This window comes from Enterococcus sp. DIV1368b, assembly GCF_050529595.1.
GTDB lineage: Bacteria > Bacillota > Bacilli > Lactobacillales > Enterococcaceae > Enterococcus_B > Enterococcus_B mundtii.
Map to the genome: position 1 here is coordinate 122,134 of NZ_CP172883.1, position 23,903 is coordinate 146,036.

General features: G+C 38.2%; 18 protein-coding genes. 15 read left to right on the top strand and 3 right to left on the bottom strand.

Features of this window, described 5'->3' with window-relative positions:
• Positions 1–59 precede the first annotated feature (59 nt).
• Positions 60–248 carry a 50S ribosomal protein L28 gene (gene rpmB, locus IGJ19_RS00630; protein ID WP_010734442.1) on the bottom strand — a complete coding sequence of 63 codons (189 nt, stop codon included), beginning with the start codon at positions 246–248 and terminating at the stop codon, positions 60–62.
• A 271-nt stretch (positions 249–519) separates the two neighbouring features.
• Here rpmB and IGJ19_RS00635 point away from each other — a divergent pair, with 271 nt between their 5' ends.
• The 10 genes from IGJ19_RS00635 (at position 520) to IGJ19_RS00680 (ending at position 12,420) form a co-directional block, all read left to right on the top strand.
• The gene (locus IGJ19_RS00635) at positions 520–882 is read left to right on the top strand and encodes an Asp23/Gls24 family envelope stress response protein (RefSeq protein WP_010720424.1); all 363 of its coding nucleotides are present in this window, start codon (positions 520–522) and stop codon (positions 880–882) included.
• 51 nt (positions 883–933) lie between these two features.
• Positions 934–2,616, top strand: coding sequence for a DAK2 domain-containing protein (locus tag IGJ19_RS00640; RefSeq protein WP_086335298.1), 1,683 nt, complete (start codon positions 934–936; stop codon positions 2,614–2,616).
• 109 nt (positions 2,617–2,725) lie between these two features.
• Positions 2,726–4,762, top strand: coding sequence for an ATP-dependent DNA helicase RecG (gene recG, locus IGJ19_RS00645; protein ID WP_065096389.1), 2,037 nt, complete (start codon positions 2,726–2,728; stop codon positions 4,760–4,762).
• 46 nt (positions 4,763–4,808) lie between these two features.
• Positions 4,809–5,810, top strand: a complete 1,002-nt coding sequence (gene plsX, locus IGJ19_RS00650; protein WP_071867773.1) for a phosphate acyltransferase PlsX — start codon at positions 4,809–4,811, stop codon at positions 5,808–5,810.
• A 119-nt stretch (positions 5,811–5,929) separates the two neighbouring features.
• The gene (gene acpP, locus IGJ19_RS00655; protein WP_071867781.1) at positions 5,930–6,172 is read left to right on the top strand and encodes an acyl carrier protein; all 243 of its coding nucleotides are present in this window, start codon (positions 5,930–5,932) and stop codon (positions 6,170–6,172) included.
• 586 nt (positions 6,173–6,758) lie between these two features.
• Complete coding sequence (locus IGJ19_RS00660) at positions 6,759–7,763, top strand: ABC transporter ATP-binding protein (protein WP_010734437.1); 1,005 nt, start codon at positions 6,759–6,761, stop codon at positions 7,761–7,763.
• Positions 7,764–8,708, top strand: a complete 945-nt coding sequence (locus IGJ19_RS00665; RefSeq protein ID WP_010734436.1) for an ABC transporter ATP-binding protein — start codon at positions 7,764–7,766, stop codon at positions 8,706–8,708.
• Entirely contained in the window at positions 8,708–9,670 is a 963-nt protein-coding gene (opp4B, locus tag IGJ19_RS00670; protein WP_010734435.1) for an oligopeptide ABC transporter permease, read from the top strand. The genes IGJ19_RS00665 and opp4B overlap by 1 nt, the downstream gene beginning before the upstream one ends.
• Positions 9,671–9,698: 28 nt before the next feature.
• A complete protein-coding gene (locus IGJ19_RS00675) occupies positions 9,699–10,613 on the top strand; it encodes an ABC transporter permease (protein ID WP_010734434.1) in 915 nt (304 codons plus the stop codon).
• A gap of 25 nt (positions 10,614–10,638) precedes the next feature.
• Entirely contained in the window at positions 10,639–12,420 is a 1,782-nt protein-coding gene (locus IGJ19_RS00680; protein ID WP_071867771.1) for an oligopeptide ABC transporter substrate-binding protein, read from the top strand.
• A gap of 149 nt (positions 12,421–12,569) precedes the next feature.
• On the opposite strand, the gene IGJ19_RS00685 is transcribed toward IGJ19_RS00680, so the two are convergent.
• On the bottom strand, positions 12,570–13,865 hold the full coding sequence (locus IGJ19_RS00685; protein ID WP_260697409.1) for an ISL3 family transposase: 1,296 nt from the start codon (positions 13,863–13,865) through the stop codon (positions 12,570–12,572).
• A 454-nt stretch (positions 13,866–14,319) separates the two neighbouring features.
• Here IGJ19_RS00685 and IGJ19_RS00690 point away from each other — a divergent pair, with 454 nt between their 5' ends.
• Positions 14,320–16,290 (top strand): DUF1430 domain-containing protein, encoded by a 1,971-nt coding sequence (locus IGJ19_RS00690; RefSeq protein WP_074800013.1) that lies wholly within the window; start codon positions 14,320–14,322, stop codon positions 16,288–16,290.
• A complete protein-coding gene (locus IGJ19_RS00695) occupies positions 16,283–16,903 on the top strand; it encodes an ATP-binding cassette domain-containing protein (RefSeq protein WP_074800016.1) in 621 nt (206 codons plus the stop codon). The genes IGJ19_RS00690 and IGJ19_RS00695 overlap by 8 nt, the downstream gene beginning before the upstream one ends.
• A 277-nt stretch (positions 16,904–17,180) precedes the next feature.
• Here IGJ19_RS00695 and IGJ19_RS00700 read toward each other — a convergent pair whose 3' ends face one another.
• On the bottom strand, positions 17,181–17,822 hold the full coding sequence (locus IGJ19_RS00700; protein WP_430604290.1) for a hypothetical protein: 642 nt from the start codon (positions 17,820–17,822) through the stop codon (positions 17,181–17,183).
• Positions 17,823–18,293: 471 nt separating this feature from the next.
• Between IGJ19_RS00700 and IGJ19_RS00705 the strand changes: the two genes are divergently transcribed.
• The 3 genes from IGJ19_RS00705 (at position 18,294) to smc (ending at position 23,895) form a co-directional block, all read left to right on the top strand.
• A complete protein-coding gene (locus IGJ19_RS00705) occupies positions 18,294–19,148 on the top strand; it encodes a helix-turn-helix domain-containing protein (RefSeq protein WP_430604291.1) in 855 nt (284 codons plus the stop codon).
• Between the two features lie 460 nt (positions 19,149–19,608).
• Entirely contained in the window at positions 19,609–20,301 is a 693-nt protein-coding gene (rnc, locus tag IGJ19_RS00710; RefSeq protein WP_010734427.1) for a ribonuclease III, read from the top strand.
• Positions 20,302–20,313: 12 nt separating this feature from the next.
• Entirely contained in the window at positions 20,314–23,895 is a 3,582-nt protein-coding gene (smc, locus tag IGJ19_RS00715) for a chromosome segregation protein SMC (protein ID WP_071867767.1), read from the top strand.
• The last annotated feature ends 8 nt before the right edge of the window (positions 23,896–23,903 follow it).

Below are 23,903 nucleotides of genomic sequence, written 5' to 3' on the forward strand. Positions count from 1 at the left end.
TGATTCGCAAAAAATAAAAACCGTTCATTTTGTTGAACGGTTCAAATCATTTCATTCAATTATACGCGTTCAACTTTTCCTGATTTCAACGCACGAGTTGACACCCAAACTTTTTTAGGTTTGCCGTCAATCAATACGCGAACTTTTTGTAAGTTAGGTTTAACTGTACGTTTTGTTGAGTTCATCGCATGTGAACGGTTGTTTCCACTTTTTGTCTTGCGACCTGTAAAGTAACAAACTTTTGCCATGTAAATTTCCTCCTTTGCCTTGATTTGGAGCAATAGTAAATTCAGCTCATACCAGAATAACATATCATATGGCGTAGGAATTTGCAAGCATATTTTCATAGAATTGATTGACATTTTCAGTGATTAATTGTAACGTGAACAAAGTCTTTTCCTAATTTTTTTCAATGGTTTTTGAGTACTTTAAGGGAACAACCTTTTATTTCGGTTGACGCTATGATAAAATGTGATAGTAGAAAAATGGGAATATTTTACCCGTTAAGGAGGCTCATTCATGGCTGTAAAAATTCAAACGTCAGCTGGAACCATTGAAATTACCAATGATGTCATCGCAACAGTTGTTGGTGGTGCCGCAACAGATGTATTTGGTGTTGTAGGAATGGCTAGCAAGAATCAAATCAAAGATAATATCACTGAAATTTTGCGTAAAGAAAATTACTCAAGAGGAGTAGTTGTCCGCCAAGAAGCTAATGGGATCGCAGTAGATGTTTATACAATCATTAGTTATGGCACAAAAATTTCGGAAGTTTCTCGTAATGTCCAAGAAAAAGTGAAATATAACTTGGAGACTTTACTAGGTGTTACAGCCAATTCAGTAAATGTCTTCGTGCAAGGTGTTCGTGTACTGCCAGACTAGGCAGGAGACTTGCTGACTGTTCAGCAGTCGATCTGAAGGAGGATTATCTAGGTGAGTGTAACAGAAATTAGTGCAAGCCAATTCCAGGAAATGGTTCAGTCCGGTGCGAATCGGCTACAAAAAAATGCAGAATACGTCAATTCCCTAAATGTATTCCCGGTTCCCGATGGAGATACCGGTACCAATATGAATTTATCAATGACAAGTGGTGCAAAAGCCGTTGTTGATTCTACCTCTGAAAAGGTAGGAGAATTAGCAGCGCTGTTATCTAAAGGTTTATTGATGGGGGCAAGAGGAAACTCTGGGGTTATTTTATCTCAGTTGTTCCGTGGTTTTTCAAAACAAATCCCTGATGTGACTGTTTTGACAGCAACAGATTTAGCTGCAGCTTTTACTCATGGGGTCGAAACAGCTTATAAAGCAGTAATGAAACCTGTCGAAGGAACGATCCTGACAGTTGCAAGAGAAGCTGCCAAAGCTGGTGAGAAGAAAGCAAAATCAACAGATGATGTGATCGAAGTCATGACTGCGGTCGTTAAAGGTGGGAAACGTGCGTTAGCAAAAACACCTGATTTGTTGCCTGTATTAAAAGAAGTAGGCGTTGTTGATAGTGGCGGTCAAGGACTATTATTCGTATATGAAGGTTTTTTAACTGCGTTGAATGGTGAATACCAAGCAGACGAGGTCTATGAACCATCTCCTGCTCAAATGGACGATATGGTGAATGCAGAGCATCATCGTAGTGTGCAAGGTCAGTTAGCGACTGAGGATATCCACTATGGTTACTGTACAGAAATCATGGTGAAGATCGGTGAAGGTCCAACTGTAGATAGTACATTTGATTATGAAGAGTTTCGTAACTATCTAGATGGCCTTGGGGATTCCCTGTTAGTGGTCAATGACGATGAAATCATCAAAGTACACGTTCATACAGAAAATCCTGGGGAAGTCATGAATTACGGACAAAAATTTGGTTCCCTAGTGAAAGTCAAAGTGGACAACATGCGTTTGCAACACGAAACGATCTTAGAACATGACCAAGCCCCTTCAGCGCCGGTCGCACAAACGAAGCCTCGTGTACCTTACGGGATCGTTGCGATCGCAGCCGGAAAAGGTGTGCAAGAGTTATTTGAAAGTCTAGGAGCAAACTACGTGATCAGTGGTGGACAGACGATGAATCCAAGTACGGAAGATATCGTGAAAGCGATCAATGAAGTGAATGCAGATAAAGTCATCATTTTACCGAATAACAAAAATATCTTTATGGCAGCTGATCAAGCTGCTGAAGTGGCTGAACTTCCAGTTGCTGTTGTTCCATCAAAAACAGTTTCTCAAGGATTGACAGCGATGTTGTCCTTCAATGAACAAGCAACGTTAGAAGAAAATAAAGAAACGATGACAGATGTGCTTTCAAGTGTTGTCAGTGGTCAAGTGACACATGCGATCCGCGACACGATGATCGACGGAGTGAAAATCACAGAAGGCGATTTCTTAGGAATGATCGATGGGAAGATCGTGATCTCTAATCCAGATATCTTAGCGACATCACTTGCTACATTAGAGCAAATGATCAACGAGGATACTGAGATCGTCACGATATTAACCGGAGAAGACGGGTCTGCAGAACAAGCACAAGCATTTGCGGATCAACTGAGCGACAAATATCCTGAGTTAGAAATCGAGATCCATCAAGGAGATCAACCTGTCTATCCTTATTTATTTTCTGCTGAATAATACAGCCTGAAGCCGATAGATAAAGCAGAAAATCATTTGAAAGGATCTTCGGTCAACGATTCGCGAATCGTTGACCAAGTTCCTTTTTTTGTTAAAGGAGGGAAATCTTATGCGTTCGTTAGCTGATCCAGTCACAGTGCTGGCAGGTGTTGGTCAAAAAAGAGCGGATAGCTTGGCTAGTCTAGGCATCCATACAATTGAAGACTTGTTAACTTACTATCCTTTTCGTTATGAAGATATCCAAGAAAGAAATCTAAATGAAATCCAAGACCAAGAAAAAGTTACATTAAAAGGGTTGGTTGTCTCTCCGCCAGTAATGAGTCGTTTTGGCTACAAAAAAAGCCGTCTGCAGTTTCGAATGATGCAAGAACATGAAGTATTCAATGTTTCTTTCTTCAATCAGCCCTATTTGAAAGATAAAGTCATTTTATCTGAAGAAATCGCAGTTTATGGGAAATGGGATGCGAAACGTAAAGCACTAAATGGGATGAAGATCCTTGGTTCGCAAAGTCCAGATGATTTCTCTCCGATCTATCATGTCAACAAATCCATTCGCCAAACGACACTGGTCGATCTGATCCGTCGAGGGTTTAGTGAGTATGGTGATTTGATTGAAGAAAACTTACCACTATCTTTAATTGAAAAATACCGTTTGCTTGATCGTCCGACTGCTGTAAGAAGTATGCATTTTCCGCAAAATCATGAGGAAAATCATCAAGCCAAACGACGGATTGTTTTTGAAGAATTCTTTTTTTTCCAGATGCAGTTACAAGGACTGAAAAAAGCCGAAAAGTCTGAAAAGAATGGCTTAGAGATCCTTTATGATGTGGAACGATTAAAACAATTTACGAAAAAATTACCGTTTGAATTAACGATGGCACAAAAACGTGTCACCAATGAGATTTGCCGTGATCTCCGTAATCCACACCATATGCAGCGTTTGTTGCAAGGTGATGTGGGAAGTGGGAAGACCGTTGTTGCTGCGATTGCTTTATATGCGACAGTGACTGCTGGCTTTCAAGGAGCGTTGATGGTCCCAACAGAAATATTGGCGCAACAACATATGGAAAGTTTATCCCAATTATTTGACCCAAATGAAGTGACAGTTGCGTTATTGACCGGATCAACAAAAGCAAAAGAACGTCGCGAGCTATTAGAGCGGTTAGAAAATGGGGAAATCGATATCGTCGTGGGAACACATGCACTGATTCAAGAAGGTGTAGCATTTCAAAATCTAGGATTAGTGATCACCGATGAGCAACATCGTTTTGGCGTGAACCAACGAAAAGTATTGCGTGAGAAGGGTTGGCGTCCGGATGTGTTATTTATGACTGCCACCCCGATCCCTCGAACCTTAGCAATTACAGCATACGGCGAAATGGATGTATCTGTGATCGACGAGCTTCCCGCTGGACGGATTCCGATCGAAACAAGATGGGTCCGAACACCTCAATTAGATAGCGTGCTAGAATGGACCTATAAAGAATTGCGTAGAGGACATCAAATGTACGTGATTTGTCCATTGATCGAGGAGTCCGAAGCTTTAGATGTGAAAAATGCAGTGGAAATTTACGAAAAACTTCGTGAGTTATTTGCACCAGAATATGAAGTTGGCTTGTTGCATGGTAAAATGAAGAATCAAGAAAAAGATCAGATCATGGAAACATTCAAAGAAAATCAACTCCAGATCTTAGTATCAACCACAGTGATCGAGGTCGGTGTCAATGTGCCGAATGCAACGGTCATGCTGATCATGGATGCGGATCGTTTTGGATTAGCCCAGCTGCATCAGTTGCGTGGGCGTGTCGGTCGAGGAAGCGAGGCTTCTTATTGTATCCTCGTGGCAAATCCGAAAAATGAACTGGGTGTCGAACGAATGAAAATCATGACAGAAACCACAAATGGCTTTATCTTGAGTGAAAAGGATTTAGAATTACGAGGGCCAGGAGAAGTATTTGGCTTCCGTCAATCCGGCTTGCCAGAATTTGCGATCGCAGATCTAGTAACAGACGGGAATGTCTTAGAGGTTGCCCGTGAAGAAGCTGCGGCAATCTGGCAAATCAAAGACTGGCAGTTATTACCTGAATATCAACCATTAACAGCCAAGTTGCAATTAGGCGAACAAGATAATCGTTATTTTGATTAACAGATTATCAATACTTTCAAAATGATGACAAGGAGTGGAAATAATAATGAGAATTGCAGTAGATGCAATGGGCGGAGATCACGCACCACAAGCCATTGTGGAAGGAATCGCTCTAGCACAAAAAGATTTCCCTGAGTTGGAATTTGTTCTTTACGGTAAAGAATCAGAAATCAAGAAATATTTGACAGACGAAACAAATATCACAATCGTCCATACTGACGAAAAAATCAATAGTGATGACGAGCCAGTTAAGGCGATCCGTCGCAAGAAAACTGCGTCAATGGTTTTAGCTGCCCAAGCAGTCAAAAATGGAGAAGCAGATGCTATTTTTTCAGCAGGAAATACAGGAGCCTTACTAGCAGCTGGCTTGTTTATTGTTGGACGCATCAAAAACATCGAACGTCCTGGACTAATGTCCACATTGCCAGTTATTGGCAAAGAAGGTGAAGGGTTTGATATGCTAGATTTAGGTGCAAATGCAGAAAACAAACCAGAGCATCTTTTACAATATGGTATTTTGGGGTCATTTTATGCGAGAAAAGTTCGTGGGATCGGCCGACCTCGCGTCGCATTGCTCAATAATGGGACGGAAGAAACTAAGGGAAGCGAATTGACAAAACAAGCATTTGAACTCTTGCAAAATGAAACAAGCTTGAACTTCATTGGCAATGTAGAAGCGCGTGACTTACTAAATGGTGTGGCAGACGTCGTAGTAACCGATGGCTTTACTGGAAATGCAGTGTTGAAATCCATTGAAGGCACAGCGATGAATATGATGACCTTATTGAAATCTGCCATCTTGAATGAAGGCATCAAAGGCAAAATGGGTGCATTACTACTAAAAGACGGTTTACGCTCTTTGAAATCAGAAATGGACTATTCAAAACATGGAGGAGCTGTTTTATTTGGATTGAAAGCACCAGTTATCAAAACGCATGGTGCAACTGGACCGGATGCAGTTCGCTACACGATCCGTCAAATCCATACGATGCTTGAAACCAATGTTGTAGGGCAACTGGTGGAGCAATTTGAGCAAAAAGAGGACTAAATTTTCTGCGAATTGACAAGCTGATGGAGAAAAAAGGGTGGACATTCCAAAAAATTGTCAGTAAAATTAGCTATGGTGAAGAAAACGTAGTAGTTCTAAGAATTGTGGGGGTGAAAAAATTGACGCGCGAAGAAGTATTTAATAAGGTAGCTAAAATCATTTCAAATCACTTTGAAATGGATACAGACAAAGTGACAGATGAATTGAACATTAAAGATGATCTGAAAGCTGATTCAATTAGTATCATGGAATTTGTTCTTGAACTAGAAGATGAATTCGGTACAGAGATCTCTGATGAAGACGCTGAACAAATCGAAACAGTCGGCGGTGCCGTGGATTATATCAGCAACCACTTGAAATAAATTGAATAAATACACATCAACTGATGAATGAATTGACGAAAGCCAATTTCAACTCAAAGCCAAGAAGTCAGAAATAGTTTAGCTATTTCAGGATTTCTTGGCTTTTTCAGGCATTATTTTTAAATAAAAAGGTTTTTTTAAAGAGGAGAATTATGTCATAAAATACGATTGTAATAGGTGGTTTTACAACATTTACATTTCGTATATACTGTATAATTATGCTTTTGTAAAATGGAATATCTATTCGGTTAAAACTGTTTTTTATATAAAGAGTGATTTTTGCAGATTTTTATAATGATTCTTAGTTTATAAAAATAGTAGGATAAAGAGAAGGCTAGCCACATACCTCATTTTTTTTTAATCTTCTTTAAGAGCTGACATAGCTACGTAAGATTTTTCAGACAATTCTGGCAACAGTGTGAAATAATCTTGCAATATAAAACGGTTTTCTATATAATTATTAATAATTAATTACACACTCCTTAGAATGCTACTTATTTAATTTTTTTTTGCTAAGTTGTTATTCAGTGTAGGATTATTTTTTTTATTAAAAACTTCCATCGAGGGAGCAGAGAGGGGTATTCGATTGTCAGATAACCAATTATTAGATGTTCAGAACCTACACACAGGCTTCCGTCTAAAAGATGAATACTACGATGCAGTAGACGACGTTTCTTTTACTTTAGATAAAAACGAGATCTTAGCCATCGTTGGTGAGTCTGGTTGCGGGAAAAGTACGTTAGCTACAACGATTATGGGATTATTAGATCCTAACAATACAAAGATCACAGGGGAGATCATGTACAATGATTTAAATTTGATTGAATTAAATGAAACATTGTATAACAAGATCCGCGGAAATGATATTGGGATGATTTTTCAAGATCCATTATCTGCACTAAACCCTTTGATGAGAATTGAAGACCAAATCAAAGAAGGTTTGTCTTACCATACAAAAATGACGGCTGAGCAAAGACAAGCACGTGCATTAGAATTACTAGAACAAGTAGGGATTCCGAATCCTGCACGAGTTGGACGTCAGTATCCTCATGAGTTGTCAGGTGGGATGAGACAGCGGGTGATCATCGCGATTGCGATTGCATGTAAGCCACCGATCATTATCGCGGATGAACCAACGACTGCCTTGGACGTAACGATTCAAGCACAGATTCTTGACTTACTGAAAGATTTACAAGAAGAAACTAAAACTGGGATCATCCTGATCACACATGATTTAGGTGTCGTAGCTGAAATGGCGGATCGTGTTGCTGTGATGTATGGTGGACAATTTGTTGAAGTTGCAGGAGTCAAAGAGTTATTTGAAAATCCAAAACACCCATATACACAATCATTGCTAAATTCGATTCCACAAGAAGGAAATCACGAGGCAGAGTTACACGTGATTGAAGGCGTAGTCCCTTCCTTAAAAAATATGCCACGAACAGGTTGCCGATTTGCGCCACGGATTCCTTGGATCCCAGCAAGCGCTCACGAAGAAAATCCAGTCTTGCATGAAATCGCACCGAATCATATGGTACGTTGCTCATGTTATAAACATTTCCACTTTAGAGACGAAAAAGGAGAGGTGTAGATGTCAGAATTAATTACAATCAAAGATTTGAAAGTTCACTATCCTATTCGCAGTGGGTTTTTCAACCGAGTAACAGACCATGTCTATGCAGTAGACGGTGTCGATTTTATTATTGAAAAAGGAAAAACATACGGACTAGTTGGAGAATCAGGTTCTGGGAAGTCCACAACCGGAAAAGCGGTTGTCGGCCTAGAAAAAGTGACTTCTGGCCAAATCATGTATGAAGGAAAAGACGTCACGAAAAGAAGTAACCGCAAAAAAATCGGCTACAACAAAGACGTCCAAATGATCTTTCAAGATTCAATGTCTAGTTTAAATCCTAAAAAACGAGTACTGGACATTATCGCTGAGCCGATCCGTAACTTTGAACGCTTGAGCGATCAGGAAGAAAAGAAAAAAGTCAAAGGCTTATTGGACATCGTTGGGATGCCAGAAGATGCGTTATACAAATATCCTCATGAATTTTCTGGTGGACAAAGACAGCGTTTAGGGGTTGCCCGAGCAGTAGCAACGAATCCTAAATTGATTGTTGCTGATGAACCTGTATCTGCCCTAGACTTATCTGTTCAGGCACAAGTATTGAACTTTATGAAACGCATCCAACAAGAATTTGGCTTGAGCTATTTATTCATCTCTCATGACTTGGGTGTCGTAAAACACATGTGTGACAACATCGCGATCATGTACAAAGGTCGATTTGTTGAAATCGGTACACGAGAAGATATCTATAATGATCCGCGCCACATCTACACAAAACGCTTACTATCTGCGATTCCACGAATCGATGTAGACAATCGGGAAATACAAAAACAAAACCGACGAAATGTTGAACGTGAGTATATCGAACATCAAAAAGATTACTACGATACAGCAGGGCGAGTGTATGATTTACGTACACTAACCACTACACACAAAGTAGCGTTGAAAGATGGAGGTGCTAGCTAATGTGGAAAACGATTCTACGAAGAGTTCTTTTGATGATCCCACAAGTGATCATTCTTAGTGTGTTGATCTTTATGCTAGCGCAAGCCATGCCTGGAGATCCGTTTACAGGATTGATCAACCCAAACCAAGATCCAGCTGTGATCGAGCAGATGCGTCAGGCAGCGGGCTTGAATGATCCTTGGTATGAACAATATTTCCGTTGGGTCGGAAATGCCTTACAAGGTGATTTTGGACAAAGTTTCTTGTATAAGCGTTCGGTTTCCTCTTTGATTGGAGAACGAATCGTCAATACTTTATATTTATCTATTTTAACTGTTATTATTACGTACTTGATTGCTGTACCACTAGGTATGTTAGCTGGTCGATACCAAAATTCGATTTTGGACAAAGCTGTTGTTATTTATAACTTCTTCAGTTTTGCTGTTCCATTATTCATTTTCGGATTGATCATGTTGTTTGTTTTTGGCTATCGTTTAGGTTGGTTCCCAACAAGTGGTTCTCAGACTTTAGGTTTCCAGGGAGGATTTTTCGCTCAATGGATGGATCGATTGCAATACATTCTATTACCATCGATCACACAGGCCTTTTTAGCCACAGCAGTAACGATCCAGTATTTACGAAGTGAAGTCATTGATTCGAAATCCTTAGACTTTGTACGTACAGCTCGTTCCAAAGGGGTGCCGACAAACAAAGTATTCAGTCGTCACATTTTCCGTAATGCAGCATTGCCAATGGCATCTCAAATGGGGTATGAAATTACTTCATTGATTGCTGGTTCTGTCGTTATCGAAAAAATCTTTGGTTATCCTGGTGTCGGAAAATTGTTTATTGACTCAATCGGTCAACGTGATTATACCGTAATCACAGCCTTAGTCTTGATTTTAGGAATCGCAACGCTCGTCGGAACACTGCTGTCAGATATTATCATGAGCATTGTTGATCCGCGTATACGAATCCAATAAAAAAATCAAACAGAAGGGAGAATCGATCATGAGTGATAAAAACAAAGAAGTTGCGCAAGAAAGTATCCCACCAATGGGTATACGAATGATTGCACGAGAATTCAAAAAAGATAAAGTAGCCATTTTTTCACTGGCTTTGTTAGTTGTTTTACTATTAGTTATTTTTATCGGGGCAATCTTTATTGACCAAGATAAAGTAATGTTTGTTAGTATTTTTGATAAGTATGCTGAACCTGGCGCCATCTCTTCTCAAGGATCAAAATTCCTTTTAGGAGCAGATGAAGGTGGACGTGATGTCTTCGGTCAATTGATTATCGGAGCAAGAAACTCTGTGATGATCGGTTTTGCGATTACGATCATTACGTCGATCATCGGAGTAGGACTTGGAATTCTTTCAGGGTTTTATGGTGGGATCATTGATAACGTATTGATGCGTATTGTTGATTTTATTATGATTTTACCGATCATGTTGATCATTATCGTGTTTGTTTCGATCATTTCGCGCTATAACGTTTGGTCATTTATTTTTATCATGAGTGCATTTTATTGGGTAGCTAAAGCCCGATTATTCAGAAGTAAGACGTTATCAGAAGCTAGACGTGATTATGTCAGTGCTTCAAAAACGATGGGAACAAGTGATTTCAAAATCATGTTCCGTGAAATCATGCCAAACCTTAGTTCATTGATCATCACCAACTTAACAATGAACTTTGCGGCAAATATTGGGATCGAGACCACTTTGACTTTCTTAGGCTTTGGATTGCCAGCTAATGTACCTAGTTTAGGAACATTGATCGGTTATGCAAGTAACGGTGAAGTTTTAGTGAATCGACAATGGATTTGGTTACCCGCGTCAATTCTAATTTTAGTGTTGATGTTGAGTATAAACTACGTTGGACAAGCATTTAAGCGTTCTGCAGATGCGCGTCAACGTTTAGGATAAGAGAAGTGAAGGGGGAAAATAGGATATGAAGAAAACGATTTTTGGATTTGTCACACTGCTATCTGTGGGAGCATTAGCAGCGTGTGGAAATGGCGGCGGAACTAGCTCGTCAGGTAATAATTCAGCAGATAATGGGGATAACAGTGAATTGACTTTCCCATTAGCAACAACGAATAATGATGAAGCAATCGAAGACGGTGAGTTAAATGTTGCAGTCGCAACAGACAGTCAATTCAAAGGATTATTCCAATGGGAATTTTACCAAGATGCCTTTGATGCAGCGTTTATGGCGCCTTCACATGAACCATTATTTACAAATGATGACAACTTCACGATCACAAACGATGGTGCAGCCTCATTAGAATTAGACGAAGATGCGAAAACAGCGACAATCACACTTAAAGACAACGTAAAATGGTCTGATGGTGTCGATGTCACAGCAGATGATGTTATTTTCCCTTATGAAATCATCGGTAACTCTGAATACACTGGTATCCGTTACGATGATACATTCCGTAATATCGTTGGTATGGAAGAATATAACAGCGGTAGTGCAGATACGATTTCTGGAATTACAAAAGTAGATGACAAAACTGTTAAAATCGAATATAAAGAAATGAACCCAAGCATGCTTCAAGCAGGTGGTGGTATTTGGACATATGCAGCGCCAAAACACACACTTGAAGGAATTGCTATCAAAGACATGGAATCAAGTGATCAAGTCCGTAAGAACCCTGTGACATTTGGTCCTTACTATATGAGTAACATCGTTGCTGGTGAATCAGTAGAGTTCTTACCAAATGAATACTACTGGAATGGTACACCACAATTGAAGAAAATCACAATGAAATCATTACCAACAGCAAGTGCAACAGAAGCATTGAATTCAAAATTGTATGATATGATTTTCCAAATGCCAACAGATACTTACGAAACATACCAAGATATCGCTGGCTATACGAATCTAGGACGTCAGCAAACTTCATACACTTACTTAGGTTTCAAACTAGGTAAATGGGATGCTGAAAGTGGAAGTGTTGAATATGATCCAAACTCAAAAATGGCTGACAAATCATTACGTCAAGCAATGGGTTACGCTTTAGACAACACTGCAGTAGGTGAACGTTTCTATGCTGGTTTAAGAAGCAATGCGACTTCATTGATTCCACCAGTATTTGAAAGTTTCCACGATGCAGATCTAAAAGGCTTCACACAAGATATTGATAAAGCCAACAAATTATTGGATGATGCAGGATATAAAGATGTTGATGGCGATGGTATCCGTGAAGACAAAGATGGTAACAAGTTGACAATCAACTTTGCGTCAATGTCAGGTGGCGAAACAGCGCAACCATTAGCAGATTACTACGTACAACAATGGAAAGAAATCGGTTTAGATGTTCAATATACAACAGGCCGTCTGATCGAATTCAACTCATTCTATGATCGTTTAGAAAATGATGATCCAGAAATCGACATCTACCAAGCAGCTTGGAACACAGGAACAGATCCAAACCCAAGTGGACTATGGGGGGCAAATGCAGCGTTCAACTACACTCGTTATGAGTCAGAAGAAAACACAAAATTGATCAATGATATCAATTCAAGTGCAGCATTTGATGCAGATTACCAAAAAGAAGCTTACAAAAAATGGCAAGAATACGCATTTGAAGAAGCTTTTGCTATTCCAACATTGTTCCGTAACGAAGTATTACCAGTAAACGACCGCGTTAAAGATTGGAATTGGGCATATGATGCTGTCAATCCATGGGCTGTTGTATCTGTAACTTCAGATTCACGTTCATAATCATTAAATGATAAAACCGAATCAGTTCGAGATAGGATTCTCCTATTCTCGGCTGGCTCGGTTTTTTGGCTCTTTGTCAATAAGGACTGATGAGTTGCGAAAAATTAAATCTGGGTCAGAATGAACCTCATTCTGGCTCAGATTTTTTGTTATCTAACATTGATTAATTGATTGGTCAAAAAGATTCTAATTTTCATGTTCTCAAATGATCTAAAACCGTAGGATACTCGTTTCATCGTTTTTATGTGGGTATTCTTTGCTTCTATTTTTCCATTGGAGTAAGGATAAATCATCGCATTGGCGATGCCTTCTTCGTAGGTCAGAAGGTTTTGAAGTTTCTCACGAAAGCCGTCATCTAACGTTTCGGGAAGTTCTGCCAATAAGGAGAAAAACAAGTCAGGGTCTTTGTCTCGAAAAGCTTCAACTAATTCATGGAAAAAGGGATACGCCTCCTTTAGGGGCGTAGAAAAGCTAAGCAATCGATCAATCATCATTGCTTCAGTAAGAAATGGGTATTTAGGTGCTCGGAAACTTTTCCATGTTTTATACTCATAGTGGTTAATGTTTGCACGATTTTTTAGCAGAAAGCGCCAGTTCTTTTTCAGTTTTTCTGCATGGCTTTTCTGTCCTGCTTTACGCAGTTCATTCATTTCACGGATACGCAACTCATTGAAAGCTTGATTCATGTGTTTGACAATATGAAACCGATCAATCACTACTTTCGCATTTGGCAGAACGCGTTTGGTAAGCTGGAAGTAGGCGGCGTTCATGTCTGTGACTAAGAATTTTACTTCTTCTGGATTGATGCAGCCCAAGAAATAGTTTGTTAATCGAGGTAATTTACGCGTAGGTAAGATATCAATTAAATTACCTGTTTCTCCATCTGCGCAAATAAAGCTCATTTTATCTTCTATGGAAGTGTGCGAACGAAATTCATCAACCATCAATACTTTGGGGAGAATCCTCTTAGTGGGCTTTGGTAAATAGCTTTTAAACTCTTTCAATGTACGAATAACGGTAGTCAAAGATACCTGACAGCTTTTCGCAATAAAAGATAAAGAGACTTTTTCAGTCAGTAAAGAAGCAATTTTATATCTGACATGATCCGCAATTGAATGTCTTGGGCGGACAAAATAGCTTTGAGCAGTCCAATGGGTTCGACAGTTTTTACAGGTATAGCGTTGCTTTTTTAAGCGCATAACCATTGGCATATGATTGTATTGTTCAAAGCGGACAATGATTTCCTTCTTCCCATTTTTCACGACAATTGCTTTCCCGTTTCCATCTACCACAGTAGAACCACAACTTCTACAGGTACGAGGATCAGGTGAGAGAATGGCATTAATGACCAATGTCTTTTCCTTATGAAAGATCTCGTAAGAGATCTCAGTAATCATCAAATCTTTATCTATTAATCTCAGCATTTTTTTGATAGAATCATTCATATAGCATATCGTCCTCTCAGTTGTTTATTTTGTGGTGATTTAATCATACTAGAGAACGATATGTTTTTTAATACCTAAAATGAAAATGGGACTGAAGAATCAATTTTGATTCATCAGTCCCATAAATTATAGAGCCGGTTTTTTTGATTAGGAAAAAAAGGAATTATCTGTTTTTAGAACATGTGAAAGTATATAATATATATGAAAGGAGGAGAATAATTAGGAAATTTTATTTTTGTTGTTACTTTATATAGTTCAGAAGACACTATCAATCTTCAGAGGAGAATATATGTGGAGGCTCCTCGCTTTGTACTAAAAATAGATCTGGAGGGTGGTGGATATAGAAATCATAAGTAGCTAAGATATAAATGTAGTTACAATATTTCATAACTTCTCAAATATTGTTCAAAGTGTTTTCAAATTCCTTATATTTTAGGTGCTTTTTTCTTTCATTATGAAAAAAATCTATCGAGGGTTATTTATAGTTACAGTGTTAAGTTTCCTTTATGCCATTTCTTTTATCGGAAATGAAGGAATCAAGAGTGCTATCCCAAATGCTCATTCGGGCATTGTAATTGAAGAAGCGAGTGGAACGATTGAGGAAATCAATCAAAAAATTTCTGCTTATGCAAAAAAACATCAAATTGCTATACATAAACTGGTTTTTAGAATTGGCGCTTCTGGTGAGACGACAAAGGAAATTTATACCTTTGACAAGTTGGAACGTTCGGAATACTCTTTTCCACCTATAAAATCGGATGTTGCCACCTATTTTTATGATTACACAGAGATGCAGCATCAAGATGTGTTGGGGACTTATATTGTAACAGAAGCCCCTCCATCTGGAATGATCGCTGATTTTCATGATCAAGGAATCAAATTGGAGATTGAAGAGATAAAATGGTTTCAGTTATTGACGGCGGGTTTATTAATGAGTATTGGACAACTCTTCTTTATTCTATTTTTCTTTGTGATTTTAGCTTTACTGTTTTATAAAGCTTCCCTTCGCAAGAAAATTGGTGTGATTGAGATGTTAGGACATCGTTGGCTGATAGTGTCCGTCAAGGATAGTTTCATTGATAGTGTGATTTTTACTCTCTTGATGGTTGCTTTTTCTTGGTGGTTTCCACAATTACAGTTTCTTTATCGACCGATTTTTTTCTGGGGTCATTTAATGATTTGGGTTCTTCAATTATTTACGAGTGGGATTATTTTTTCGTTCGGTACGATTTCAGATAAGATAAAAGGAAGGAAACCTTACCGATTATTATTTAGTTTGAACCTTTTATTAAAGATCATCATCTTCACGTTTGTTACGGTGCAAGCCAGTACATTATCAAATAAAGTAATGGAGACGCGTGAACTTGAACAGCAGCTCTCCCAATGGACAAGAGTTCCTGACTATTATCACTTGGCATTTAGTAGAGACACCAATCTACTTGTAAACCCGACAAAAAGTAAAGACGTGCGAAGGAAAGCACAAGCGCGAATCAATGCACGGTTACTTCCCTTGTTGGAAAAATCAGAACAGTCAGGTGGAATTTTTCTAAGGGACAATGAACTTGGTCATAGTAGTCCGACACTAAATTATATTCAAAATGACGCTTTTTGGTTAAGTAATCATCAGGCCGTACAAGAATTGGCTATCAAGGATGCTGAAGGTCAATCGATACACTCATTAGATGATTCTTTTTTCTATCTGCTCATCCCTGAAAATAAGCGAATGTATACAGAAATGATCATTCAAGAAGCAGAGGATGAACTTGATTTTTATCAAAATTCTTTTGAGTACGAAACGAAAGCATACGAAGGCGAGTTAAAAATTCTTTATACGCAAGCAAACCAAGTCCTTTTTAACTATAACTTCCAACCCTATGAAAAAAATTTTTCTTCCAATCCAATTATCGTTTCCATGTCATTGCCATTGATCCAACCAAATATCGAAATATGGATACAGGATATTTCAAATGGGACTTACTTGTTTCGAGACCCTCAACTTGTCCAAGAATTTATTAAAGAAAACCATATGGAACACGATTTTTATGGATTGATTGCTGTAAAAGATAGCATCAATCAATCTCTTATGGAGGTGAGACGTGACTATTATACAACCCTTAGTATTTTGTTCTTGATCCTTATTGGCTTTGTTTTTATTCAAGTCTATTTGAGTTTACTGTATGTGGAAATGAATAAGAAAAAACTGTTTCTCAAATATATTGCTGGTTGGACTCTGCTACAGAGGCATCACAGATATTATGAAATAATATTAGGCATTTCTACCTTTGTTGCGTTGATCTTGCTACTCATCAACCATGCTTGGTGGCAGATTTTGATTCTATTACTATTATTTGAATTATGTATCCTTTTATTCACTACGTATTTATCAGAAAAAAGAAAACGTCTGGAGGTGATCAAATATGATTGAAGCCAAAGAAATCACTAAAAAGTATAAAGGAAAAGTGATTTTTGAAAACGTATCTTTACATGTAGAGACTGGTTCAATAACTGTGATCACGGGAAGTAGTGGTGTAGGGAAAACGACGTTACTGAACTGCTTAGGACAACTGGAGCCAATTGATTCTGGTGAAATATGGATAGACAATCAAATTCTTCACCGTAAAAGTAAAAAACGTTTCTTTCGTGAGTATGCAGGATTTTTATTTCAGAACTTTGCATTGATCGATAATGAAACGGTCAAGCAAAATTTACAGTTAGTAGTAAAAAAAGAGGAAAAAATGATTGCTGCGCTCCGCAAGTTCCAAATGGAAGACTCATTGCACCAAAAAGTATTTCGTTTAAGCGGTGGTGAGCAACAACGAGTAGCTTTAGCTCGCTTGTTTTTGCAAACCCCTAAAATCGTTTTTGCAGATGAGCCCACTGCCTCTTTGGATAAAGGGAATCGGCAACTTGTGATCGAAGCATTGAAAGAATTGAATGAGCAAGGAGTGACGATTGTCTTAGTCACCCATGATTTAGATTTGGCAGAACAACTAGGTGGGCAAGTTGATATGAACCTACTGATAAACAAGATGTTGTGATCAATAATTTTTACGAGTACTCACAATAAAATACGACGATCTCACTCCGATAGAAAAGAGATGAGATCGTCGCTTAAGTATTTTGTTTCATACTTTACTTATTCTTTAAGGTTATGCATAAAAGATTATTCCGTTTCTTTAGTTGCTTTTTCCGACTCATTCAACTCAATATCTGCTTTACTTTTTGATCGTAGTAAACCAATTATTTCATTTAACTGTGTAATGATTTTTAGTAAACCAACAAAAACAACTAAAAAAATATAAATAGTTATTGTAATCACCAACTTGCGTTGTATTTTGACGACCATAGTTCGTCAGTTAGTGTCACTCGAACGGTTCCGGTATTTCCGTGACTAGATACCAGACCACGGGCGCTTGCCGTTTTTCTAACCAATTCACCTGCAATTAAATTACAAATAGCGATAATCACTGCACCAGCAACTGTGATTCCGCATGTAGCAGCAAGAGTGTCTAATATGACCGTGTACAATAAGTTGCCTCCAGTTCCCATGACAAGTCGATCATAGAAATTATACACAGACGTTTTACCAGTGCTAGTATTATAGTACATATTCCAGCCACCATTTTGCAGTTTGCCACCTACGCCTGCTACTGCACGAGACCCATAACTAGCACCATCAAACTCTTCCATCAATTCATCCATGTGATTCTTTACATCTTTGACTGTCATATTCATTACTTTCTGTTCAAAATCTGTAGCAATGGTATTTTGAGTTGATGCTATTGTATTGGGCAAAATCGAACTTGAATATCTTAATTGTGCTTCGTTCATTAATTCAGCAATTGTCTTATCTTCAAAATTGTTAACTTGCGTCACTTTTTGATTCTCACTATCTGATGCGTAAACAACAGAACTTAGTGAAGGAACTAACGGTGTTGCTAAGGTTACAATCGCCATAGAGGTAGTTAATAGCATTTTTAATTTATTTATGTTCATATTATTCGACCTTTCACTATATATTTTTTTATGGTACTAACAAATTTTTGAAAATATTTTCTATTGATCTGCTACGGATTGACAACTTCCCAACCAAATAATATCATTATAAAAGAAATCGTTTTCCCTCCTTTTGTTAGTAGATTTAAAGTTTTTATCTTCCGATTGTTATAGGAAAACTTTATGAACCTTTGTTCTTTTTATTGATGTTTTCTCAAGTAATATTCCTCATTTGGATTAGGTCGATTCCTTATTTATTAAGATATGCGATTGCCAAATAAAGATAATTATAGTTGTTATAGATTAGTTCCTTACTGTATTATTATTTAGTGTATTACGAAATGTTATAATGTATCTTAGTTATATAATAAGATTATTTGATAGTTTGCACCAAAGTTAGTCAAAAATAAGTAGAAAATTTGGTGATTTTATATGGAACATGGGGAATTGATTAAAAAATTAAGAACCGATAGAAGAATAACACGAAGAGAGTTGAGCGCAGGGGTACATTCGATAAGCACATTACAGCGGTTTGAAAATGATACCGCTAGAATTGACATAGATACCATTTGGCAATACTTGGAAAGAATGAATATTCAAATAGATGACTACTATTTGGAGTATTATAACTATCAATTAAGTAAAAAAGAGCACCTACGAAAAAATTTTAGGAGTGCAATTATTTCTGAGTATCATGCAAAAGAGTATTTAGATAACTTACAAGAAGAATATAAAAAAAGTAAAGACGTTTTTTTTCTGTATCTAATTGTTCAAATAAAAGCAGTCGCTGAAAAATTGCCAAATTATCAACTTGGTAAGATAGATGAAAATGAATCAAAAAAAATTTTGGATTATTTGAGTAGGATAGAGGAGTGGGGATATTTTGAATTAGCAATGTATACTAATTGTTTAGGAGTCTTTAAAAAGGAATACCGATTATTTCAATATAAGGATGTGCTCAATCAGTTTAGGAAATTTAAAGGTATACCTAAATATCAACACGCATTAATAAAATTTATTATAAACTCTATCATTTTAGAATTTTCCGAAAAAAATTATGATAGGATTTTGGATTTGTTAGGAATTTTGTATGATGAAACAAAGGACTCAGATTATTTAAAAGGAAGAATATATTGGAAATTTTTTTTCCGATTGTATCAGTCTGTCGTTGGGGATTTTGAATTTGATGGCTCGATAACTATTGAGATGCTAAGGTTGCTTGGATACGAAGAAGAGGCAGAAAATTTTTTGGATATTGAAAGAACGATTTTGAACGATAATACATAAATTAGTTTGTCTACTTAACAAGATGCATTAATCAGATCAGATATACTTCATACCTATAAAATCTGATGTTGTTGCTTATTTTTTAAGATTACATAGAAATGAAAAGAGCAAGATATGTTCATTGCTTATATTGTAATGGAAGTACTCCTATTAAAATCCGAGGACATTGTTTAAATATACGTATGATAAATCATACTGACTGAATAATCGCTGATTCCAACTACAATTAATATAACTTTAAAAAGGCATTTTTCTGTTTTTTGAAAAGTGCTTTTTTGTTCTTTAATGAGTAATGATCTGGATTTAGGAATATTACAAGTTTTAATATATTTTTATGAAAGAGAATCTCCAACATGGTTTATAAAGCTTTTCATACCTTTTGTCTCAACCATTTCATATTTTATAAAAAACCAGTATAATAAGGAAGTATTGAAAAAATAGCCATAAAGGAATGTGGGAAATGGACAATCAGCTAACAAAAGAATTGAAAGAAAAGTATAGCATCGTTTTTCACGATTTAAACTTACTTGAACAAGCTTTTACCCATTCATCCTATGTGAATGAGCATCGCAATTTGCAACTATCCGACAACGAACGTCTTGAGTTTTTAGGAGATGCTGTATTAGAGTTAATGGTTTCTGAATATCTGTATCGTTTGTATCCAGATATCCCAGAAGGAAAATTGACCAAAACTCGTGCAGCTATCGTGCGTGAAGATAGTTTGTCCAAATTTGCCAAGGAATGTCGTTTTGACCAGTACATCCTGTTAGGAAAAGGTGAGGAGAACTCAGGCGGACGAACCCGTCCAGCGCTTCTTTGTGATCTGTTTGAAGCCTTTTTAGGAGCGTTATACCTTGATCAAGGATTTGACGCAGCACATGCGTTTATTGAAACGGTGATTTTTCCGAAGGTACGTGCCGGTGCTTTTTCCCATGAGATGGATCATAAAACAAGATTACAAGAAGTATTGCAAAAAGCAGGAGACGTGTTGATCGAATATCGTTTGATCAATGAAGAAGGTCCAGCACACGAACGTATTTTTTGGATCGAAGTATACGTTGATGATCGGTTGATTGGAACTGGACAAGGAAAATCGAAAAAACTAGCAGAACAAGCTGCTGCTGAGAATGCTTTAGCAGCACTAAGTAAGTGAGGGAAAGACTTCGTGTATTTAAAACGCATTGAAATAGCCGGCTTTAAATCATTTGCAGATAAAACAATCATTGAGTTTGAAAATAGTGTCACAGCGGTCGTTGGACCAAACGGTAGCGGGAAAAGTAATATTACCGAGGCCATCCGTTGGGTACTAGGAGAACAGTCTGCGAAAAGCCTTCGTGGTGGGAAAATGCCGGATATTATTTTTGCCGGTTCTGATTCCCGTAAACAATTGAATGTCGCTGAAGTAACCGTCGTATTAGACAACTCTGATCATTACTTGCCACTAGAGTATAGTGAGATCAGTGTGACACGTCGTTACCGTCGAACAGGTGAAAGCGACTTTTTCATCAATAAACAACCTTGCCGTTTGAAAGACATCCAAGAATTATTTATGGATTCTGGCTTAGGGAAAGAATCATTTTCGATCATCTCTCAAGGAAAAGTCGAAGCAATTTTTAGTAGTAAGCCAGAAGACCGACGAGGGATTTTTGAAGAAGCAGCTGGAGTCTTGAAATACAAACAGCGCAAGAAAAAGGCGGAGCAAAAGCTTTTTGAAACAGAGGATAATCTAAGTCGTGTCCAAGATATCATCTATGAACTTGAAGAGCAATTAACTCCTTTGGCCGCCCAGAGTGAGGCTGCGAAGGAGTTTTTACGATTAAAAGAAACATTGACTAACACAGATATCTCTTTGATGATTGCTGAAATCAAAGCGGCAAAAAAAGAGTGGGATGAACGACAAATACAATTAGATCAGTTCAACCAATCACTAACGTCCTTAACGACACAGATCCAAACAAAGGAACAGTTATTAGCCGACAAACGTAAACAAAATAACCAGGCCGACCGTATGATCGAAAAAAATCAACAAACGTTATTAGCGTTGTCAGAAAAATTAAAGCAAACAGAAGGACAAAAAGAAGTATTACTTGAGCGAACGAAGCATACCCAAAAGAGCTCAAAAGAATACCAAGCTTCTTTAACTGAAGTGCAAGAAAAAGTGGCTCATTTTGAAGAATTACAAGCGACTTTGACACAAGAAGTCAGTCAAAAAGAAGCAGAGATCCAACAGGCTGAAAAAGCACTGATGAGTACGCAACAAGAATTGGAGAAATACCAAAAATCAACAAAAGAATTGTTGGCAGAATTGCGCGATCAGTATGTCGATTTAATGCAAGAACAAGCAACTGTCGGCAATGAATTGAAGTACTTGGAGCGTCAATATGTCCAAGAGACATCTAAAAGTCAGCAAACACTAGCCAAACAATCGGAAGTGGAAGCGAATGTTGCGGAAATGTCCGCTAAGCAAATCGAGTTGACAGAGCGACATGAAAAGCTACAACAAGCTTTGAATGAGGTCAAAGCGTCACTTGAACTTGTGCAAACAAAAGGAAAACAAGCACAAGAGCGCTTGGCAAAAGAACAGCCTAAAATGTATCAACTGATGAACCAAGTCCAACAATTGCGGGCACGTCAGAAAAGTTTACAAGAAATCCAAGAAAATTACTTTGGCTTCTATCAAGGTGTACGTTTGATCTTGCAACAAAAACAACGTCTTTCAGGTATCGTTGGAGCGGTTGCTGAATTGATCGATGTTCCAGCTGATTATACATTGGCAATCGAAACAGCTTTGGGTGGTTCAGCGCAACATGTCATTGTTGAAAATGAAGGCGATGCACGTCAAGCGATCACTTATCTGAAACAACAAAAAGGCGGACGAGCAACGTTTCTACCATTAACGACAATCAAACCTCGCCAATTACCTGCACATATTTTTGCACAAGCGCAAACAGTTGACGGGTTTATCGGAATCGCTAGCGAACAAGTGACTTATCCCGAACAGATCCAGACAATCGTTCACAATCTATTAGGGACGATTCTATTAGCAAAAGACTTAGCAAGTGCCAATGCCATTGCCCAGCAGATTCGTTACCAGTATCGTGTGGTCTCACTAGAAGGTGATGTCATGAATGCCGGTGGTTCAATGACTGGTGGGGCGACGAAGCGAGGCAATCAAGGAAGTTTGTTTGCACAAAATCAAGAATTAAAACAATTGACTAGTGAGTTTCAACAAGCCGATCAGGAATTGCAAAGTCAAGAAAAGAAAGTCCAAGCATTGCAACAAGAAGTCACGGTTTTGGCAGAAGAACAAGAACTTCTGCGGACACAAGGAGAACAGTTACGCTTTGAAGAACAAGAAGTAGCAAATCAACGACAAAATGTGGCCAACGAACTCACTCGTTTTGAAAAAGAACAGCAAATCTCAAGTTATGAAACGCGTGAACTGCAACAATTCATGGAGAATTACCAAAAACAACAGGCAGAGCTTTTAGCAAAACAGCAAGAACTAGAAGTACAACGCCAAGCGATCGATGCTGAAATCAGTTCATTGAGTCAAGAAAGTGACAAGATGGAAGAACGTCGCGCGCAGATCCAGGAAAAACAAGCACAGGAGCAAGCCTCATTAGCCGTATTGAAAGAGCAATACAATCACTTACAGATCCAACTACGTGGCGCACGTGTACAAAAAAATGAGGCATTAGCCAAACAAGAAGGACTAGAACAACAACTGCATGCATTGACTGCGGACTTCTCTGATCACGAACTGACAGAAGAAAGCTTAGATCAACGAATCGCTGATTTAGCGACAGAAAGAGATCGCTTAAAAGCTTCTCTAGAAGACGCCAAACAGTCACGTGAAGAAATGCAAACGACCATCGATGCGTTGGATGCCGACCTATTAGCTGAAAACCGTAAACAAAAAGAACTTTTGACAGAGCAGTCACAGTTAGAGGTCCAAAAGAATCGTGCGGAAATGATTTTGGATAATCATTTGAATTATCTTCAAACGGAGTATCAGATGAATTATGAAAAAGCCTGTGAATCTTATGAAGAAACAACGGATGTAGCGAACAGCCGGGTAGAAGTTGCTTCGTTGAAACAACAAATCGATCGTTTAGGCCCAGTAAATCTGAACGCCATTGAGCAGTATGAGCAAGTGAATGAACGTCATACCTTTTTGGCTGCGCAACGGGATGACTTATTATCGGCTAAGGATCAATTATTTGAAACAATGGATGAAATGGACGATGAGGTACGGACTCGTTTCAAAGAAGTTTTTGAAGCAATCCGCCAAGAATTCAAAATCGTTTTCCCAAACATGTTTGGTGGCGGTCGCGCAGAGCTTGTGTTGACTGATCCGACTGATTTGTTGCAGACAGGGATTGAAATCGAAGTTCAGCCTCCAGGTAAAAAACTACAAAGTTTAAGTTTACTTTCAGGAGGAGAACGTGCATTGACTGCGATTGCGTTGCTCTTTTCGATTATTCGTGTCTGCCCTGTACCGTTTTGTATCCTTGATGAGGTCGAAGCTGCGCTAGATGAAGCCAATGTCAAACGCTTTGGTCGCTATCTCAGCGAGTTCCAAGACGATATACAGTTTATTGTGGTGACGCATCGTAAAGGGACGATGGTTGCTGCGAATGTCTTATACGGTGTGACCATGCAAGAGTCTGGGGTTTCAAAAATCGTCTCTGTCCGTATGGAAGACATCAATGAAGAAGGAAGAATGAGTGAAACGAAAGTGTAGGGGACGAA

What these genes read in the sequence shown, in the direction of transcription:
- IGJ19_RS00675 (WP_010734434.1), top strand. Translation starts at nt 9,699, where the DNA reads ATGAGTGATAAAAACAAAGAAGTTGCGCAAGAAAGTATCCCACCAATG.
- opp4B (WP_010734435.1), top strand. Translation starts at nt 8,708, where the DNA reads ATGTGGAAAACGATTCTACGAAGAGTTCTTTTGATGATCCCACAAGTG.
- IGJ19_RS00665 (WP_010734436.1), top strand. Translation starts at nt 7,764, where the DNA reads ATGTCAGAATTAATTACAATCAAAGATTTGAAAGTTCACTATCCTATT.
- IGJ19_RS00700 (WP_430604290.1), bottom strand. Translation starts at nt 17,822, where the DNA reads ATGGCGATTGTAACCTTAGCAACACCGTTAGTTCCTTCACTAAGTTCT.
- IGJ19_RS00690 (WP_074800013.1), top strand. Translation starts at nt 14,320, where the DNA reads ATGAAAAAAATCTATCGAGGGTTATTTATAGTTACAGTGTTAAGTTTC.
- IGJ19_RS00695 (WP_074800016.1), top strand. Translation starts at nt 16,283, where the DNA reads ATGATTGAAGCCAAAGAAATCACTAAAAAGTATAAAGGAAAAGTGATT.
- IGJ19_RS00635 (WP_010720424.1), top strand. Translation starts at nt 520, where the DNA reads ATGGCTGTAAAAATTCAAACGTCAGCTGGAACCATTGAAATTACCAAT.
- IGJ19_RS00705 (WP_430604291.1), top strand. Translation starts at nt 18,294, where the DNA reads ATGGAACATGGGGAATTGATTAAAAAATTAAGAACCGATAGAAGAATA.
- recG (WP_065096389.1), top strand. Translation starts at nt 2,726, where the DNA reads ATGCGTTCGTTAGCTGATCCAGTCACAGTGCTGGCAGGTGTTGGTCAA.
- rpmB (WP_010734442.1), bottom strand. Translation starts at nt 248, where the DNA reads ATGGCAAAAGTTTGTTACTTTACAGGTCGCAAGACAAAAAGTGGAAAC.
- IGJ19_RS00680 (WP_071867771.1), top strand. Translation starts at nt 10,639, where the DNA reads ATGAAGAAAACGATTTTTGGATTTGTCACACTGCTATCTGTGGGAGCA.
- rnc (WP_010734427.1), top strand. Translation starts at nt 19,609, where the DNA reads ATGGACAATCAGCTAACAAAAGAATTGAAAGAAAAGTATAGCATCGTT.
- plsX (WP_071867773.1), top strand. Translation starts at nt 4,809, where the DNA reads ATGAGAATTGCAGTAGATGCAATGGGCGGAGATCACGCACCACAAGCC.
- IGJ19_RS00685 (WP_260697409.1), bottom strand. Translation starts at nt 13,865, where the DNA reads ATGAATGATTCTATCAAAAAAATGCTGAGATTAATAGATAAAGATTTG.